18 protein-coding genes and 1 riboswitch are annotated in these 16923 nt (G+C 64.8%); of the genes, 1 reads left to right on the top strand and 17 read right to left on the bottom strand.

Annotated elements, in window-relative coordinates; genetic code table 11:
* Positions 1-7: 7 nt before the first annotated feature.
* The 15 genes from hisG to D1Y85_RS21150 form a co-directional block, all read right to left on the bottom strand.
* Positions 8-694, bottom strand: a complete 687-nt coding sequence (gene hisG / locus D1Y85_RS21220; protein ID WP_124153037.1) for an ATP phosphoribosyltransferase — start codon at positions 692-694, stop codon at positions 8-10.
* Entirely contained in the window at positions 691-2058 is a 1368-nt protein-coding gene (gene murA, locus D1Y85_RS21215; RefSeq protein ID WP_425466964.1) for a UDP-N-acetylglucosamine 1-carboxyvinyltransferase, read from the bottom strand. The genes hisG and murA overlap by 4 nt, the downstream gene beginning before the upstream one ends.
* A gap of 18 nt (positions 2059-2076) precedes the next feature.
* Entirely contained in the window at positions 2077-2316 is a 240-nt protein-coding gene (locus D1Y85_RS21210) for a BolA family protein (RefSeq protein ID WP_124153036.1), read from the bottom strand.
* 26 nt (positions 2317-2342) lie between these two features.
* Entirely contained in the window at positions 2343-3107 is a 765-nt protein-coding gene (locus tag D1Y85_RS21205) for an ABC transporter permease (protein ID WP_124153035.1), read from the bottom strand.
* Positions 3104-4030 carry an ABC transporter ATP-binding protein gene (locus D1Y85_RS21200; RefSeq protein ID WP_124153034.1) on the bottom strand — a complete coding sequence of 309 codons (927 nt, stop codon included), beginning with the start codon at positions 4028-4030 and terminating at the stop codon, positions 3104-3106. The genes D1Y85_RS21205 and D1Y85_RS21200 overlap by 4 nt, the downstream gene beginning before the upstream one ends.
* Before the next feature lie 226 nt (positions 4031-4256).
* Positions 4257-4529 carry an STAS domain-containing protein gene (locus D1Y85_RS21195; RefSeq protein ID WP_124153033.1) on the bottom strand — a complete coding sequence of 91 codons (273 nt, stop codon included), beginning with the start codon at positions 4527-4529 and terminating at the stop codon, positions 4257-4259.
* Positions 4526-5155 carry an MlaC/ttg2D family ABC transporter substrate-binding protein gene (locus tag D1Y85_RS21190; protein WP_124153032.1) on the bottom strand — a complete coding sequence of 210 codons (630 nt, stop codon included), beginning with the start codon at positions 5153-5155 and terminating at the stop codon, positions 4526-4528. Before D1Y85_RS21190 ends, D1Y85_RS21195 begins: the two co-directional genes overlap by 4 nt.
* A gap of 158 nt (positions 5156-5313) precedes the next feature.
* Complete coding sequence (locus D1Y85_RS21185) at positions 5314-6327, bottom strand: MlaA family lipoprotein (RefSeq protein WP_124153031.1); 1014 nt, start codon at positions 6325-6327, stop codon at positions 5314-5316.
* 11 nt (positions 6328-6338) lie between these two features.
* Complete coding sequence (gene mlaD / locus D1Y85_RS21180) at positions 6339-6884, bottom strand: outer membrane lipid asymmetry maintenance protein MlaD (RefSeq protein ID WP_185219060.1); 546 nt, start codon at positions 6882-6884, stop codon at positions 6339-6341.
* 77 nt (positions 6885-6961) lie between these two features.
* On the bottom strand, positions 6962-7738 hold the full coding sequence (mlaE, locus tag D1Y85_RS21175) for a lipid asymmetry maintenance ABC transporter permease subunit MlaE (protein WP_124153029.1): 777 nt from the start codon (positions 7736-7738) through the stop codon (positions 6962-6964).
* Complete coding sequence (locus tag D1Y85_RS21170; protein ID WP_124153028.1) at positions 7735-8556, bottom strand: ABC transporter ATP-binding protein; 822 nt, start codon at positions 8554-8556, stop codon at positions 7735-7737. The genes mlaE and D1Y85_RS21170 overlap by 4 nt, the downstream gene beginning before the upstream one ends.
* 172 nt (positions 8557-8728) lie before the next feature.
* Positions 8729-9841, bottom strand: coding sequence for a thiamine phosphate synthase (thiE, locus tag D1Y85_RS21165; RefSeq protein WP_124153027.1), 1113 nt, complete (start codon positions 9839-9841; stop codon positions 8729-8731).
* Positions 9841-10653, bottom strand: coding sequence for a thiazole synthase (locus D1Y85_RS21160; RefSeq protein WP_124153026.1), 813 nt, complete (start codon positions 10651-10653; stop codon positions 9841-9843). Before D1Y85_RS21160 ends, thiE begins: the two co-directional genes overlap by 1 nt.
* A gap of 35 nt (positions 10654-10688) precedes the next feature.
* Entirely contained in the window at positions 10689-10886 is a 198-nt protein-coding gene (gene thiS, locus D1Y85_RS21155) for a sulfur carrier protein ThiS (protein WP_124153025.1), read from the bottom strand.
* A gap of 37 nt (positions 10887-10923) precedes the next feature.
* Entirely contained in the window at positions 10924-12066 is a 1143-nt protein-coding gene (locus D1Y85_RS21150; RefSeq protein ID WP_124153024.1) for an FAD-dependent oxidoreductase, read from the bottom strand.
* Positions 12067-12300: 234 nt separating this feature from the next.
* Positions 12301-12415, bottom strand: a riboswitch (TPP riboswitch).
* 257 nt (positions 12416-12672) lie between these two features.
* Here D1Y85_RS21150 and D1Y85_RS21145 point away from each other — a divergent pair.
* A complete protein-coding gene (locus tag D1Y85_RS21145) occupies positions 12673-14424 on the top strand; it encodes an ABC transporter ATP-binding protein/permease (RefSeq protein ID WP_124153023.1) in 1752 nt (583 codons plus the stop codon).
* A 225-nt stretch (positions 14425-14649) separates the two neighbouring features.
* On the opposite strand, the gene thpR is transcribed toward D1Y85_RS21145, so the two are convergent.
* On the bottom strand, positions 14650-15204 hold the full coding sequence (gene thpR, locus D1Y85_RS21140; RefSeq protein WP_124153022.1) for an RNA 2',3'-cyclic phosphodiesterase: 555 nt from the start codon (positions 15202-15204) through the stop codon (positions 14650-14652).
* A 203-nt stretch (positions 15205-15407) separates the two neighbouring features.
* On the bottom strand, positions 15408-16874 hold the full coding sequence (locus D1Y85_RS21135; RefSeq protein WP_124153021.1) for a glutamate synthase subunit beta: 1467 nt from the start codon (positions 16872-16874) through the stop codon (positions 15408-15410).
* Positions 16875-16923 lie beyond the last annotated feature (49 nt).

The raw sequence follows: 16923 nt of genomic DNA, 5'->3' as shown, positions 1-16923 counted from the left end.
AGCACCCTCAAGCGTCGCGGTGCGAAGCGCGTTCGAACGCGTCGATGATCGGCCGCAGTGCGGCGCGCTTGAGCTTGAGCGCCGCCTGGTTCACCACGAGGCGCGACGAGATCGGCATGATCTCCTCGACCTCGACCAGGTTGTTCGCGCGCAGCGTGCCGCCTGAGCTGACCAGGTCGACGATTGCATCGGCGAGGCCGACGAGCGGTGCCAGTTCCATCGAACCGTACAGCTTGATGAGGTCGACGTGCACGCCCTTCGCCGCAAAGTGCTGCCGCGCGGTTTCCGTGTATTTCGTCGCGACGCGCAGACGCGCGCCCTGGCGCACTGCACTCGCGTAATCAAAGCCCGCCGCGACGGCCACCGACATGCGGCAACGCGCGATGTCGAGGTCGATCGGCTGATAAAGTCCGCTGCCGCCGTGTTCGAGCAGCACGTCCTTGCCCGCGACACCAAAGTCCGCTGCGCCGTACTCCACGTAGGTGGGCACGTCGCTCGCGCGCACGATGATGACGCGCAGGTTCGGATCGGTCGTCGGCAGGATCAGCTTGCGCGACGTCTCCGGATCTTCGGCCACCTGCACGCCTGCTGCGGCGAGGAGCGGCATCGTCTCTTCGAAGATGCGGCCCTTCGAGAGCGCAAGCGTGAGCGGTGCGCTTGCGGCAGCGGCCGGCGTCGGAGCAAGCGTGCTCATGCTGCGCTCCCCTTGATGCGCTTCACGTTCGCGCCGACCGCGTTGAGCTTCACTTCCATGCGGTCGTAGCCGCGGTCGAGGTGATAGATGCGGTCGATCAGCGTTTCGCCTTCGGCGCACAGGCCCGCGATCACGAGACTTGCCGAAGCCCGCAGGTCGGTCGCCATCACTTTGGCGCCCGACAGCTTTTCGACACCGGCGACAAGCGCGGTATTGCCGTCGATCGTGATGCTCGCGCCGAGCCGGTTCAGCTCCTGCACGTGCATGAAGCGGTTCTCGAAGATCGTTTCGACGACCTGTGACGTACCGTCCGCAATCGCGTTGAGCGCCATGAACTGCGCCTGCATGTCGGTCGGGAACGCGGGGTATTCGGAAGTGCGCAGGTTCACGGCGCGCGCGCGCGTGTTCATGCGTACACGCATCCAGTCGTCGCCTTCCTCGATCGTCACGCCCGCTTCGCGCAGCTTGTCGGTGACGGCGTCGAGAATGCGCGGGCGAATGTTGCGCAACGTGAGCTCGCCGCCTGCGGCCGCGACCGCGCAAAGGAACGTACCTGCTTCGATGCGATCGGGAATGACCGTGTGCTTCGCGCCGTGCAGCTTGTCGACGCCCTGAATGACGAGACGGTCCGTGCCGATGCCGTCGATCTTCGCGCCCATCGCGACGAGCAGATGCGCGAGATCCGCGACCTCAGGCTCGCGCGCGGCGTTTTCGATCACCGTCTCGCCATCGGCGAGCACGGCGGCCATCAGCAGGTTTTCCGTGCCGGTGACCGTGATCATGTCGGTGACGATGCGCGCGCCCTTCAGGCGCTTCGCGCGCGCCTCGATGAAGCCGTGCTCGATGTTGATCTCGGCGCCCATCGCCTGCAGGCCCTTGATGTGCTGATCGACGGGGCGCGCACCGATTGCGCAGCCACCCGGCAGCGACACCTTCGCCTCGCCGAAGCGCGCGACGAGCGGCCCGAGCACGAGGATCGACGCGCGCATGGTCTTGACGAGCTCATAGGGCGCCACGAGATTGCTCACGTTCGCGGCATCGAGCTGCACGCGATGACCCGATTGCTCGGTGCGCACGCCCATCTGGCCAAGCAGCTTGAGCGTGGTGCGCACGTCCTGCAGGTCGGGCACGTTGTCGAGATGGACCGGTTCCGCGCTCAGGAGACCGGCGCAAAGAATCGGCAACGCCGCGTTCTTCGCACCCGAAACGGTCACTTCCCCCGCGAGCTTCTGTCCGCCAACGATGACGAGTTTGTCCATGCCCGAAGTTTCCTGATTGGTTTCCTGATTGCTGCGGCCCGCCTGCGGTGCCGCGTCATTCGATTGAGCGGCGCCGCTGGCGACGCCTTCTTTATCCTGGGTGATTCGCACTGATATTCCGGATTATGCGTTCTGCCATTCTGCTGGCGTGAGCGTCTTCATGCTGAGCGCGTGGATTTCCTCGCGCATGCGCTCGCCGAGCGCCGCATAAACGATCTGATGGCGCTGGATCAGGCGCTTGCCTTCGAAGGCCGGCGAGACGATGGTCGCGAAGAAGTGCTGGCCGTCGCCTTCGACTTCGAGATGCTCGCACGCGAGCCCTGCCGCGATGTACTGCTTGATCTGTTCCGGAGTCGGCAACATGGTGAGAGTTTCCTGGACGTTGATGCTCAGTGGCGCAGCTTGTAGCCGGTCGCGATGAGACGCATCGCAAGCGCGGCGAGCGCCACGAAGAAGACGAAAACGATCGAGAGGCTGATGAACGGGTTCACGTCGGACAAGCCGAAGAAGCCGTAGCGGAAGCCGTCGATCATGTAGAAAAACGGATTGAGCCGCGACACTTCACGCCACACAGGCGGCAGCGAATGCGTCGAGTAGAACACGCCCGAAAGGAACGTGAGCGGCATGATCAGAAAGTTCTGGAACGCGGCGAGCTGGTCGAACTTTTCGGCCCAGATGCCCGCGATGAGGCCCAGTGTGCCGAGAATCCCGGAACCGAGCACCGCGAACGCCAGGATATAGAACGGCGCGGAGAAGGTCATCGGAATGAACCAGATCGTCACGAGGAACACGCCTGCGCCAACCACGAGCCCGCGCACGATCGACGCAAGGACGTAAGCGCCGAACATCTCCCATGCGGCGAGCGGCGGCAAAAGCACGAAGACGAGATTGCCGGTGATCTTGGACTGAATCAGCGACGACGAACTATTCGCGAATGCGTTCTGCAGCACGCTCATCATCACGAGGCCGGGAATCAGGAAGGCCGTGTACTCGACGCCGGGATACACCTCGACATGGCCGCTCAGCGCGTGACCGAAGATCGTCAGATACAGCAGCGCGGTGATGACCGGCGCGAGCACGGTCTGGAAGGCAACCTTCCAGAAACGCAGCACTTCCTTGTAAAACAGCGTGCTGAAACCACTGTAGCCGCTCATGCCAACCCCTCGATGACTTCCGAACCGCTCATCACCTGCACGAAGACATCCTCCAGATCGGCCTTGCGGATTTCCATTTCTTCGAGCGTGCAACCATTCGCGCGGCACAGCGCCAGAATACGCTCGACTTCACTGTAGTCGGCAAGCCGCAGCAGATGGTGGCGCGCATTGACATTCGACGGATCGACTTCGAGTGCGCGCAGTTCGGCTGGCAGCACACCGTCCGAAAAACGCAGGTAGAGCTGCATGCCGGCAAAGCGCTGCAGGAGCGCACTTGTGCGCTCGAGTGCGACGACCTCGCCGCGGCGGAGCATCGCGATGCGGTCGCACAGTTCCTGGGCCTCTTCGAGATAGTGCGTAGTCAGCACGATCGTGTGGCCTTCGCGGTTCAGGCGCGAGATGAATTTCCAGAGCGTCTGGCGCAGTTCGACGTCGACGCCGGCGGTCGGCTCGTCGAGCACGATCACGGGCGGACGGTGCACCAGCGCCTGCGCGACGAGCACGCGGCGCTTCATGCCGCCCGAAAGCGCACGCATGTTGACGTCGGCCTTTTCGGTGAGATCGAGGTTCGCCATGATCTCGTCGATCCACGCGTCGTTATTGCGCAGACCAAAGTAGCCGGACTGGAGGCGCAGCGTCTCGCGGACGGTGAAGAAGGGGTCGAACACGAGTTCCTGCGGCACGACGCCGAGATTGCGGCGCGCGTTGCGATAATCGTGGACCACGTCGTGACCGCGCACGGCAATCGAGCCTTCGTCCGCGCGAGCGAGACCCGCGAGGATGCTGATGAGCGTCGTCTTGCCCGCGCCGTTCGGGCCAAGCAGCCCGAAGAACTCGCCCTCTTCGACCGTGAAGCTGACGCCTTTGAGCGCCTGGAGCGCCTTGAAGCGCTTCTTGACGTTACGAATTTCGATGGCTGGCATGACTGGAGCGCCGCCCGTCTGATCGCGGTGCGGCCGAAAAGTGCATCTATGCTGCGGGGAAGTCCGGAATTGGGGGGCAGCTCGTGTCGCCGTCCGCGCCACCGGAAATCCGGCGGCAAAGCCCAAAAAACGGTTGATTATAGGGCAAAGTCGTGAGGCTCGACCTGGCCTGAGGGGGGATGAGCGGCGGCGGGCCCGGACAAACCGTGGGGAAGGCCGCCGCGCGTCAATGTCGCTCGAAGAGGAGCGGATCGACGCCGTAAGCGTGCGCGAGACTCGCGAGCTTGGGAGGCAGATTGAGGACGTCGAGCCTGGCGCCGCGTTCACGGGCGGCGCGCTGCCAGGCGATCAGCACAGCAAGCGCCGACGAATCGAATTGCGCGAGCGGCGCGCAATCGACGGCAGTGGCGCCCGCCGCGATCCGCGCGAGACCCGCCGAGAGCACGCCATTCGCGCTCTCGTGTGTCAGTGTGGTGCCGGTGTCGAAGCTCGCGCTCACGAGGTCTTGCCCGACGCGAGTTGCTGGTTGCGTTGCGTGAGGAACTGGATCAGGCCATCCACCCCGCCCTGCTGGATCTTTTCCTGGAACTGCTGCTGGTACGCCTGAATCAGCCACGCGCCGAGCACGTTGATGTCATACACGCGCCAGCCTTGCGGCGTCTTGTACAGACGGTAGTCGAGCTCGATCGGCTGGCCGTTGTTCATCACGACCGAACGCACGACAACGTCGGTGTCGTCCGGATTCGCGCGGAACGGCTTGTAGTCGATCTGCTGGTTACGGACCTGGGCGAGCGCGCCCGAGTACGTGCGGATCAGAAGCGTCTTGAACTGCTCGACGACCTGCGTCTGCTGTTCGGGCGTCGCTGCGCGCCAGTTGCGACCCATCGCGAGTTGCGTCGTGCGGCGGAAGTCCGTGTACGGCAGGATCTTTTCGTTCACGAGTTGCGTGATCCTGCCGATGTCGCCCGACTGGATCGTCTTGTCGTTGCGAATCTGGTCCATCACCTGCTGCGTGACGGCCTTGATCAGCGCATCCGGGTTGCTCGTGTCCACCGACTGGGCCGACGCGACACCGGTCAGCGCAAAAAACATGGCGAAAAGCGGAAACAGAAAGAATTTTTTCATATCAAGTCCTGCAAGCTGGGAAGGAAGCACCCCGTTGGACGCCAACGATATCACGCGAGTTCAATCGGGCTCCACCCTTAAACTGCGACGATTCCGAGACAAGCGTTTCTGCTTGTTACTGCCGACACTACGTCTGACAAATACATCCGATCAGTGCTTCAGCGAAGACGCAGCGCCGGATAGCCAAAACGCGCGGGCGGGACCATCTGGTCCGCCGGGACAGTGGTCGAGCCAGGGCCCGAGGCACCCTGCGGCGCAGCGGCGCCCGTCGTTCCGGTCGCACCAGCCGGACCGACGAGCGGCGCCGGCTCGCCCCCCGGATAGGCAGGCGACATGCCAGTCGCGCCCTGCGCAGCCGGGGCCGCGGCTGGAGCCGTGGCGGCCGCACCCGACGCAGCCGGTGCAGCGGCCGTGCCTTGTTCGACGTCTTCGTAGTTCGGCGGCGGCGCGCCTTCGCCGTAGTCCGGCAGATTCGACGACGCACCGCTCCGCCCGTCGGACAGCAGATAGCGGCGGCGCTGCAGATAGGCGTTGCGCACGAACGAATACTTGTCGATTGCAGCGCCTTCGAGCAGGTCGGTTGCACCGAGCAGGTTCGCGCGTGTACTCGTAAGGTTCAGGCCGTACAGCCCCCAACTGGCCGCCGCCGGATTCACGTAAGTGAGCGGATTGATGAAATAGTTGCCGCCCGTACCGATCGCGTCGCGCACCGTGCTCGGTCCGAAGAGCGGCAGCACGAGGAACGGTCCGGCCGGCACACCGTAGTGACCGAGCGTCAGGCCCAGATCCTGGTTGTGCTTGGGCAGCTTTGCGAGCGTCGCCACGTCGAACAGGCCGCCGACACCGAAGACCGTGTTGATCACGATCCGCATGATGTCCTGCACACCGTCGGCGATCTTCAACTGCAGCAGGTTGTTCGCGACGTTGTAGACGTCGCCGATGTTCGCGAAGAAGTTCGTGATGCTGTCACGCACCGGCTGCGGCGTCACCTTCTCATAGCCCTGCGCGACCGGCTTGATCGCGTACTGGTCGACTGTGTCGTTGAACTTGAAAACCGTGCGATTGAAGCCTTCCCACGGATCTTCCTTCGACGGCGTCTGCACCGTCGCGCACCCCGCCATTGCAAACGCCGCGACCCCAATCGCGGCAGCACGCATGCGCATCGTGGTCATTGTCGTTCTCCTTATTTGCCGGCCGCGCCCGAGGCTGCCGCCGGGCTCGCCGGCTCCGGCGCGGCGCCCTGGCCGCTCGCCGGTTTGGCCGCACCGGAATCGGCCGCCTTGCTGTAGAGGAACTGGCCGATCAGGTTCTCGAGCACGATCGCCGACTGCGTCATCGCAATGGTATCGCCCGCCTTGAGCACCTCGGTGTCGCCGCCTGGCTCCAGGCCGATGTACTGCTCGCCGAGCAGCCCCGAGGTCAGGATCTTCGCCGAGGTGTCCTTCGGAAACTGGTACTGCTGGTCGATGTTGATCGTCACCAGCGCCTGGAACGTGTTCGTGTCGAAGCCGATCGACGCCACACGGCCCACCGTCACGCCCGCGCTCTTGACAGCCGCGCGCGGCTTGAGGCCGCCGACGTTGTCGAACTTGAGCTTCACGGGGTAGGTCGACTGGAACGACAGCGAGCTCATGTTGCCAGCCTTCAGCGCGAGAAACAGCAGCGCGATGAAGCCCAACACCACGAACAGGCCGACCCAGAAGTCGAGAGCAGTCTTTTTCATCGTCATCCCAATCAGAATTCTTCGCGGCGCCGATAGCACCGATAACGCCAGCCGCGCGGCCGGGTCTGGCCAAACGCCGGGCCCTAGCTAAACATCAGTGCGGTGAGCAGGAAGTCGAGGCCGAGCACCGCGAGCGACGCGTACACGACCGTCTTCGTGGTCGCGCGCGAGACGCCCTCCGGTGTCGGCTTGGCCTCGTAGCCCTGGTAGAGCGCGGTGAACGTCACGGCGAAACCGAACACGATGCTCTTGATCACACCGTTGCCCACGTCGGCCCAGACATCCACGCCGCCTTGCATCTGCGACCAGAACGCGCCGGCATCGACACCGATCAGCAGCACACCTACCACGTAGCCGCCGAGGATACCGACCGCGCTGAAGATAGCCGCGAGGATCGGCATGGCGATCACGCCGGCCCACATGCGCGGCGCGACGACGACCCGTACCGGATCGACGGCCATCATTTCCATCGCGGTGAGTTGCTCGCCGGCCTTCATGAGACCGATTTCGGCGGTGAGCGACGTGCCTGCGCGGCCCGCGAACAGGAGCGCGGTCACGACCGGCCCGAGTTCGCGCACGAGCGAAAGTGCAACGAGCAAACCGAGCGCCTGCTCGGAGCCGTAGCGGTTCAGCGTGTAATAGCCCTGCAGGCCGAGCACGAAACCGACGAAGAGCCCCGAGACGGCAATGATCAGCAACGAATAATTACCGACGAAGTGGATCTGCTTCGTGACAAGCCGCGGGCGGCGCAGGAGCGGAAAAAATTCCAGCACGAGCCGCACGAAGAAGCGTGTCGCGTGACCGGCGCGCGTGACCTGCTCGATCACGGCGCGCCCGAGCGAACTGATTGCGCCGATCATGAGCGGCCTCCGCCCACGCCGAAGTCCGCGGCGAGCGGCACATTCGTCGGGTAGTGAAAGTGGAACGGACCGTCGGGCGCGCCGTCAATGAACTGGCGCACCGTGGGGTCCGTCGAAGCGCGCAGCTCGGCAGGTGTGCCCTGTGCGTGCACCTTCCCGTTGGCGAGGAAGTAGACGTAATCGGCGATCGCGAAGGACTCGGGCACGTCGTGCGTGACAAGGATCGACGTCGCACCCAGCGCGTCGTTGAGCGTGCGAATGAGGTTCGCCGTGATGCCGAGTGAAATGGGATCGAGACCTGCGAACGGCTCGTCGTACATCATGAGTTCGGGGTCGAGCGCGATGCCACGCGCGAGCGCAACGCGACGCGCCATGCCGCCTGAGATTTCCGACGGCGCCAGGTCACGCGCACCGCGCAGCCCGACCGCATTGAGCTTCATCAGCACGAGGTCGCGGATCAGTTCTTCGGGGAGATCGGTGTGCTCGCGTAGCGCGAAAGCGACGTTCTCGAACACCGACATGTCGGTGAAAAGCGCGCCGAACTGGAACAGCATCCCCATCTTCCGGCGCAGCGCGTAGAGCCCCTCGCGCGTCTGCGCGCCGACATCCTGGCCCTGAAACAGCACCTCGCCGCGGCGCGCACGCACGAGGCCGCCGATCAAGCGCAGCACCGTCGTCTTGCCGCAGCCCGAGCCGCCCATGACCGCCACCACCTGACCACGCGCAAAGCGCATGTTCAGGCCGGACAGGACGAGCCTGTCGCCGTAGCCGAAATCGACATCGCGCAGTTCCAGCAGGGTATCGGTGGATGATGGCACGTGAGCTGACAGTCTATTTACACGAAGGCCGGATTATAGGGCCATCGTGAAAAAGCCGCCGTGATGCGCCCGTCCCAATATGCTGGACTGGTCGGCGTACGCCTGATATAGCGCAAGCGGCCCCTCGACCAGACGGTTGCACACGCGGCGCAACCGTCCGGCCATGGGGCGATTATTGCGTAAACACCTGCTGCAACGCAGCGACGGCGGCGGCCGGGTCGGCGGCCTCCGTGACCGCGCGCACAACCGCCGCGCAGCCCACCCCAGTCGCGAGCACCTGCGGCAAAACCGCACTGTCGATGCCGCCGATCGCTACCATCGGCGCCACGCCGTCCAGCAACTTCACGTAGCGTGCGAGGCGCGCCAGACCTTGCGGCGCGGTCGGCATGGCCTTGGTCGTCGTCGGGAACACCGCGCCGAGCGCAACGTAGCTCGGACGGAAATGCAGCGCCGTGAGCATTTCGAAGTAGCCGTGCGACGAAAGACCGAGCCGCATGCCCGCGGCCGCCAGCGCGTCGAGATCCGCCTCGCGCAGGTCCTCCTGGCCGAGATGCACGCCATATGCGCCCGCCGCGAGCGCCTCGCGCCAGTGGTCGTTGATGAACACGCGCGAGTCGGCGTGCTGGCGCCCTGCCGCAACACAGCGTTCTATTTCGCTCACCAGCGCGGGCGACTTCGGCTGCTTGCTGCGCAACTGCACCGTCTTCGCGCCATAGTCGAGCACGCGTTCGACCCAGTCCGTTGTCGGCAGCACCGGGTACAGGCCGAGCTTCGTCGGACACGGCGCAAACGGCTGCGCGGGCGCATCCGGCAATCCGAGCACACGCGGGAAGCGCGAGAAGTCGACCGGCCACGCATCTTCGCGTGCTTCGTCACCATCGCGCCAGGCGAGCGCCAGCACGAGCGCATCGTGCGGGTCGAATCCACAGTCGAGGAACGCCGCCAGCGCAGGGATCCAGTCTTCCGCCAGTTCACCTTCGAGCGCATAGCGCACGCCGCCGAGGTGCAGCGTCGCACGACCTTGCCCCGCGTCGATTCCCGCTTCAATCACGCCCGCGCCATCGAGCATCCACCGCGCGATGTTCGCGAGGTGCGGTGCGGCGTCGGTCACGACGATCAGGTCGCCGCCGTTCGGCGCGTCGGGCGGCGTCAGGCAGATGCGCCACGGTGCGTGCGTCGGTGGCCAGTCGCCAAGGCGCGAGCGGATGCGCTCGGCCGCGGCGGTGAGTTCATCGGCAGGCGGCCAGAAGAGTTCACGGTCCTGCAATCGCAAGGTTTCGGTCATCAACTGCCTCCGTCTTGATGCCAGAAGGGCATGCCCACGACCGGCGTGCTCGCTACCGCCGCATCGCGCTCGGTCATCGGCCCCGCGAGATACGCGGCCCGACCCGCCTCGACGCCAAGCGCAAACGCGCGCGCCATCGCGTCGGGGTGTGTGGCCTGCGAGACCGCCGTGTTGATCAGCACGCCATCAAAGCCCCACTCCATCACCTGCGCCGCATGCGACGGCAAGCCGAGCCCCGCATCGACGATGAGCGGTACGTCGGGCAGACGCTCGCGCAGCACACGCAGGCCATACGGATTGATCACGCCTTTGCCGGTGCCGATGGGCGCGCCCCACGGCATCAACACCTCGCAGCCGGCATCGAGCAGGCGACGGCCGATCACGAGGTCCTCAGTGCAATACGGCAGCACCTTGAAACCGTCGCGCACGAGGCGCGCGGCGGCTTCGATCAGGCCAACCGGATCGGGTTGCAGCGTGTAATCGTCGCCGATCAGTTCGAGCTTGATCCAGTCGGTTTCGAAGACCTCGCGTGCCATGTGCGCCGTGGTCACCGCCTCGTTGACGGTGAGGCAGCCCGCTGTGTTCGGCAAGAGCGGCACGCGATGGCGCTTGAGCAGTTCGAAGAAGCCCGCGGCGGCCGTGCCGTCGTTCATCTGGCGGCGCAGCGCGACGGTGATCATGCCGGGGCCCGCCGCGTCGATCGAATCGGAGAGCGACTGCAGCGACGGATAACGCGACGTGCCGAGCAGCACGCGGCTGGCGAAGGTTTCGCCGTAGAGCGTGAGCGCGTCGGCGCTCGAAGGAATAGTCATGGTGGTTAGATCCCTGGCAGGTGTGGGGCGACCGGTCAACCGCCCGCCACCGGACTCACGATATCGAGGCGGTCGCCCGCCTGGAGCGCGCGCGCGCCGTGCTGGGCGCGCGCGACGAAATAGCCGTTCAGCGCAACGGCGAACGGCGGTCGCGCACCGTACGCGGTGAGCGCGTCGGCGACTGTCGCGCCATCTGGCAGCGTAAGCAGCTTCTGGTTGACGTGTATGTCCATGTCGATACTTGTTACGTGTGGCTGGTTACCCGCGCGTTCAGGCGTGCTCGCGCGTGCCTTGCACATGAAGCATGTCGCTCCAGCGCGAATCGCGGCGCAGCGTTTCGAAGGCATCCGCATCGGCGACGCGGCCATCGAAAAGCGCCTGTGCGCAGCGCACCGTTTCATCGGCCACTTCTGGCGCGATCATGAAGCCGTGACGGTAGAGGCCGTTCAGGCGCAACGTCTGCGCGCCATCCCAGATCAGCGCGGGGCGATGATCGGGCAGCGTCGGACGGCAATTCGTCGCCAGTTCGAGGACGCGCGCCTCGCCAAACGCCGGATGCACCGCGAACAAGGCGCTCATCAATTCGAGCGCGGAGCGCACGCTCACCGGCGACCTGTCCTCGCCTTCGATCTCGGTCGCGCCAATCACGAAGACGTCGTCCTGTTTCGGCGCGACATAGAGCGGATACCTCGGATGCAGAATGCGCACGGGCCGCGTGATGCCGATACCGGGTGCGTGCACGCGAGCGACCTCGCCGCGAATGCCACGCAGCGTGGGCAGCACGGATTTCGCACCGAGTCCGCGACAGTCGATCGTCACGCGTGCGCGCGGCAGATCGGCATCGTCGACGGTCGTATTCCAGTGCGTTTCGACGCCCCGCTGCGCGAGTCCGGCCGCCAGCGCGCGTAGTGCCTGGCGGTTGTCGAGCTGGCCGTCGCCTTGCAGCAGCCAGCCGCGTGCGAAACGCCCGGCGAGCGCCGGCTCCGCGGCGTCGAGTTGCGCACCCGCGAGCGGCACGAAGCCGTCGTCGGCGAGCCAGTGCGGCGCGTTCGCGCGCACGCGGCGCTCGAAAAGCGGCGCCTCCGTCCGGTCGGCCTGATGCCAGACCACGAGCGTGCCGTTGCGCTGGAAGTAGACCGGCTCGGGCAGCTCCGCGAGAATGCGCGGCCAGCTTTCGAGCGACGCGACACCGAGTTCAGTGATGAGCAATTCGGCGACGGCAGCCTCGGCAAGCGGCGCGAGCATCGCGGCCGCGACCCAGGCGGCGGAGTTCGCTCCATCGGGTCCGCCGCTCTCATAGAGCGCGACGCGATGGCCCGCGCCCGCGAGCCGCCAGGCGACGAGGCGCCCGCTCAGACCGCCGCCGAGGACGGCGAAATCGGGTGCTGTGGAGGTAGCTCGTGCGCCACTCATGACGAGACTCCGACGCGAGCAAACGCAAGGGTGCACGGCGCTGTGAAGCACGCGCCGGGCAGTGGAAGAACTGAATGAACTGAAGAATAGGCGGTCATCGTATCCTTTCCGTACGGTAGTTGCAGACGTACCTAAGGACGAAACCGGCCGGCAAGGCCGGCTGGACAATGCAACACAGACAACGGGACGGCGGCCCCATGCATTTGCCCAGCGGGAAACTGAAGATAACTCCAGTGATGCTTTCCTGAAACTTCCCGCGCCGGTATTACCCGGATCGGGTGCAAAGGGTCTCTCTCAGCCTCGCCGCAACATGCACTGCATGTCGGGCGTAGCACCCCTGTTTCGTCAGCGGACATTAGACCACAAAAGCCGCCGGCCCCGCAAACCTCGGGGGGCGTTCGCGCACGGTGCGCAGCGCACGCCCTCTGGCACAATGCTTCGCAACGGCGCCACGCATCGAGACCCACATCGCGACGTGCGCCAGTGAGACAATGAGCCGCGCGATTAAGCTGCACTTAAGCGGCCCGCGACAGAATCGGAGCGCCAGCGCTGCGCGCAGCACGCTCGCACCTTCGGCCGGTGGCCGGACCACACATCGGAACACACATGACGAACCTTTCTTCCCGCGCCACGCCGGAGCAGAACGAGCGGATTACGGCCTGGAGCCTGATCAAGCCCTACTGGGTTTCCGAGGAACGCTGGATCGCCCTGGGGCTGCTCGTCGCGATCATTGCGATCAATCTGAGCATCGTGTGGATCAACGTGCGGCTCAATTTCTGGAACCGCGATTTCTTTAACGCGCTCCAGGGCAAACAAGCGGCACAGTTCCAGCACCTTTTGCTTGTCTTCACGGGCTACGCGTTCGCGTACATCTTCCTTGCTGTGTATGGGCGCTATCTGCGCCAGATGCTCGGATTCCGTTGGCGTCAGTGGCTCACCACACGCTTCCTGGGTGACTGGCTCGGCGACGGCGCCTTTTACCGCATCGAGCGAGACCGTCTCGCCGACAACCCCGACCAGCGGATCAGCGACGACCTGCAATCGTTCGCAACGGCCACGCTTACGCTCACGCTGGATCTTCTGTCCACGGTCGTCACGCTGTTCTCGTTTGTCACCATCCTGTGGACCGTCTCCGGCGCGCTGTCGTTCGCATTGGCCGGACACGCGATCAGCATTCCTGGCTACATGGTCTGGGTCGCCGTGGTCTACGCCATCTTCGGGTCATTCATCACCCACAAAGTGAATCACCCGCTCGTGTCGATCAACTACCAGCAACAACGGGTCGAAGCCGATTTCCGCTTCGGCCTTATTCGCCTGCGCGAAAACGCAGAGCAAATCGCGCTTTACGACGGCATGGATACTGAGCGAGCCAACGCGCAAGGTCTATTCCAGCACATCCGCGATAACTGGACGCGCGTGATGAAATACACACGGCGACTCACCTTCGTGCAGAACTTCTACGGCCAGGTCGCCATCATCTTTCCGCTCGTGGTCGCTGCGCCGCGCTATTTCACCGGCGCAATTGCGTTCGGCGTAGTTACGCAGATCGCGGATGCCTTCGGCACCGTCAGCGCTTCGCTCTCGTGGTTCGTCGACAATTATTCGACGCTGGTCGAATGGCGCGCCACGGTCAACCGTCTGCGCGAATTCGTGCGCGTGGTCCACGCGCCGCGCCTGAAGGAAAGCGTCTCGCCCGCGACCGAACACGGCGGCATCAACCTGCATTTCGTCGATGCCAACGCGCTCTCGACCGAGCACCTGTTGCTCTCGCTGCCCAACGGCGAACCGCTCTCCGAAGTGCGCGACATCGCCATCAAACCGGGTTCGCGCTGGCTCGTGCGCGGCCCGTCGGGAGCGGGTAAGAGCACGCTGATGCGCGCGCTCGCGGGCCTCTGGCCGTTCGGCGAAGGCTCGATCGACGCACCCGTCGACGCACGCATGATGTTCATCCCGCAGCAGAGCTATCTGCCGATCGGCACGCTCAAGGCGGCGCTCACGTATCCGTCCGCACCGGGCGAATACAGCGACGACGAGTGCCGCGAAGCGCTGCGCGCCTGCCGCCTCGAAGACTACGCGGACCGGTTGGGCGAGTCGGCGCACTGGACGCGCGTGCTCTCGCCGGGCGAGCAGCAACGGCTTGCGGGCGCGCGCGTGCTGCTGCACAAGCCTGACTATCTGTTCCTCGACGAAGCGACGAGCGCTCTTGACCCTGACAATGAAAACCGGCTCTACAAGCTCTTCGACGATCGCCTGCCGAAGGCGGCGATCGTGAGCGTGGCGCATCGCGAGTCGCTTGCGGCTTTCCACGACGAGACGCTTGACATCGAGCGCATGCCGGAAGAACGGATCGCTGCTTGAGCGCGGACGGCAGTCGTGTGTCGACCAGAGTTGGCGCTTTAGCACTTACTCTGGTCCCATGCAGAGCTGTCGATCAGAGTTGGCGCTTTAGCTGTCGGGCGGTGTTGGCGCTTTAGCGCTTACTCCCGCCCCGTGCAGCGCACTTACTCTGGTCCCACGCAAAGCTGTCGATCGAAGTGGGTTTTCTAGCGCTGACCCCAGTCCCACACAGCGTGCTTTGAAGATTCACGCTCCGTCCAGCGCCACGCTCGCCAGCGCGTCGTAGCGCGCTCCCTGGCGAGCGAGTGTGCTCGAATACAGCACGAGCGACGTAAAGCGCAGCGGCGGCAGCGTGTACGCATCGCAGACAAGCGTCGCAGACGTTGCGTCGCGTGTGAAGCGCGCAAGCGTGACGTGCGGACGGAACGCGCGTGCATCGAGCGGCAAACCCGCCTCGAACATCAGCGAACGCACTCGCCAATCAAGCGCGACGAACGCGTCGGACATCTCCAGAGCGGCGACCATCAAGCGCGGATGCGCGCGGCCCGGCCAGCACTCGATCTTCGTGACCGGTGCAGGTGGAATCGGCACGGCGTGGTCCCGCAGGCGGCGCGCGAGCGTTTCGCCCGCGCTTCCGGGCAGCTCACCAATGAACGCGACAGTCAGATGCAACTGCTCATATGGCACCCGCCGCGCGTTGGGCGGGACGTCGAGCGCTGCGAGCGCGTCGCGCGACGCCGCGTCGGGCGCGAGCGCGATGAAGCAGCGTTTCCACGAATCGAGATTCGGGGCTTCGGACATGATCGGAGCGGGATCGGTCAAGCGATTCGTGTCATGGTAACGCCTAGGGCGGCAACTGCCCGCGAACCACGCCGCGAGCCCGTGAGGCCGGACGAAAAAAAACGGGCCACCCGTGAGGGTGACCCGTTTTTATCGCAAACCGCGGTCAGCGGCGTAGTGACCGGAGTTAGCGCTTCAGCACTTACTCCGGTCCCACCGATAACTCAACGCGGCAGTTCCGAACTCCCCATCAGATACGCATCGACCGAACGCGCGCACTGACGCCCTTCGCGAATCGCCCACACGACGAGCGACTGACCACGGCGCATGTCACCTGCGGTGAAGACCTTGTCGACGGACGTGTAGTAAGCCTTCTCGCCTTCAGTCGAGGCACGCACGTTGCCGCGCGCATCCTTGTCGACGCCGAACGCTTCGAGCACCGGCGACACCGGCTGCGTGAAGCCCATCGCGAGCAGCACGAGGTCGGCCTTCATTTCGAACTCCGAACCCGGCACTTCGACCATCTTGCCGTCCTTCCACTCGACGCGAGCAGCGACGAGCTTCTCGACCTTGCCGTTCTTGCCCTCGAAGCGCTTCGTCGCGACCGACCAGTCGCGCTCACAGCCTTCCTCGTGCGACGACGAAGTGCGCAGCTTGATCGGCCAGTACGGCCACACGAGCGGCTTGTTCTCTTCCTCGGGCGGCTGCGGCAGCAGTTCGAACTGCGTGACGCTCTTCGCGCCGTGACGGTTCGAGGTGCCGACGCAGTCGGAACCCGTATCGCCGCCGCCGATCACGATGACCTGCTTGCCCTTCGCCACGAGCTGGTCGGAAACCTTGTCGCCCGCGTTGACCTTGTTCTGCTGCGGCAGGAAATCCATCGCGTAGTGGATGCCCTGCAGCTCACGGCCCGGCACCGGCAGATCGCGCGGCGTTTCCGAACCGCCTGCGATCACCACGGCGTCGAACTGTTCCTTCAGTTCTTCCGGCGTGATGGTTTCCTTGGCCGTGTTACCGATGTACGCCGGCAGTTCGCCCTTGCCGACGAATACGTTGGCGCGGAACGTCACGCCCTCGGCTTCCATCTGGCGCATGCGGCGATCGATCAGCCACTTCTCCAGCTTGAAGTCGGGAATGCCGTAGCGCAGCAGGCCGCCGATGCGGTCGTTCTTTTCGAACACCGTCACTTCGTGGCCGGCGCGCGCGAGTTGCTGCGCGGCAGCGAGGCCCGCGGGGCCCGAACCCACGACGGCAACCTTCTTGCCCGTCTTCTGCTTCGCGACCTGCGGCGCGACCCAGCCTTCGGCCCAGGCCTTGTCGATGATCGCGTGCTCGATCGACTTGATGCCGACCGGGTCGTTGTTGATACCGAGCGTGCACGCCGCTTCGCACGGCGCCGGGCAGATGCGGCCCGTGAACTCGGGGAAGTTGTTCGTCGAGTGCAGCACCTCGATCGCCGACTTCCAGTCCTGGCGGAACACCAGGTCGTTGAAGTCCGGGATGATGTTGTTGACCGGGCAGCCGTTGTTGCAGAACGGAATGCCGCAATCCATGCAACGCGCGCCCTGGATCTTCGCGTCCGCGTCGGACAGCGCCGCCACGAACTCCTTGTAGTGCTTCACCCGCGTAAGCGGTGCTTCGTACGCCTCATGCTGGCGCTCGTACTCGAGAAAACCGGTTGCCTTACCCATATGGTTCCCGTCTATCCATTAACTCGTTCGGTGAGGGGATCGGCGGTCC

This window comes from Paraburkholderia dinghuensis (assembly GCF_003837865.1).
Taxonomy (GTDB): Bacteria; Pseudomonadota; Gammaproteobacteria; order Burkholderiales; family Burkholderiaceae; genus Paraburkholderia; species Paraburkholderia dinghuensis.
This window is presented reverse-complemented; position numbering and strand designations above follow the sequence as displayed.

What these genes read in the sequence shown, in the direction of transcription:
- hisG (WP_124153037.1), bottom strand. Translation starts at nt 694, where the DNA reads ATGAGCACGCTTGCTCCGACGCCGGCCGCTGCCGCAAGCGCACCGCTC.
- D1Y85_RS21160 (WP_124153026.1), bottom strand. Translation starts at nt 10,653, where the DNA reads ATGACTATTCCTTCGAGCGCCGACGCGCTCACGCTCTACGGCGAAACC.
- D1Y85_RS21185 (WP_124153031.1), bottom strand. Translation starts at nt 6,327, where the DNA reads ATGACCACGATGCGCATGCGTGCTGCCGCGATTGGGGTCGCGGCGTTT.
- thpR (WP_124153022.1), bottom strand. Translation starts at nt 15,204, where the DNA reads ATGTCCGAAGCCCCGAATCTCGATTCGTGGAAACGCTGCTTCATCGCG.
- thiS (WP_124153025.1), bottom strand. Translation starts at nt 10,886, where the DNA reads ATGGACATACACGTCAACCAGAAGCTGCTTACGCTGCCAGATGGCGCG.
- D1Y85_RS21190 (WP_124153032.1), bottom strand. Translation starts at nt 5,155, where the DNA reads ATGAAAAAATTCTTTCTGTTTCCGCTTTTCGCCATGTTTTTTGCGCTG.
- D1Y85_RS21210 (WP_124153036.1), bottom strand. Translation starts at nt 2,316, where the DNA reads ATGTTGCCGACTCCGGAACAGATCAAGCAGTACATCGCGGCAGGGCTC.
- thiE (WP_124153027.1), bottom strand. Translation starts at nt 9,841, where the DNA reads ATGACCGAAACCTTGCGATTGCAGGACCGTGAACTCTTCTGGCCGCCT.
- D1Y85_RS21200 (WP_124153034.1), bottom strand. Translation starts at nt 4,030, where the DNA reads ATGCCAGCCATCGAAATTCGTAACGTCAAGAAGCGCTTCAAGGCGCTC.
- D1Y85_RS21205 (WP_124153035.1), bottom strand. Translation starts at nt 3,107, where the DNA reads ATGAGCGGCTACAGTGGTTTCAGCACGCTGTTTTACAAGGAAGTGCTG.
- mlaE (WP_124153029.1), bottom strand. Translation starts at nt 7,738, where the DNA reads ATGATCGGCGCAATCAGTTCGCTCGGGCGCGCCGTGATCGAGCAGGTC.
- D1Y85_RS21150 (WP_124153024.1), bottom strand. Translation starts at nt 12,066, where the DNA reads ATGAGTGGCGCACGAGCTACCTCCACAGCACCCGATTTCGCCGTCCTC.
- mlaD (WP_185219060.1), bottom strand. Translation starts at nt 6,884, where the DNA reads ATGACGATGAAAAAGACTGCTCTCGACTTCTGGGTCGGCCTGTTCGTG.
- D1Y85_RS21135 (WP_124153021.1), bottom strand. Translation starts at nt 16,874, where the DNA reads ATGGGTAAGGCAACCGGTTTTCTCGAGTACGAGCGCCAGCATGAGGCG.
- D1Y85_RS21145 (WP_124153023.1), top strand. Translation starts at nt 12,673, where the DNA reads ATGACGAACCTTTCTTCCCGCGCCACGCCGGAGCAGAACGAGCGGATT.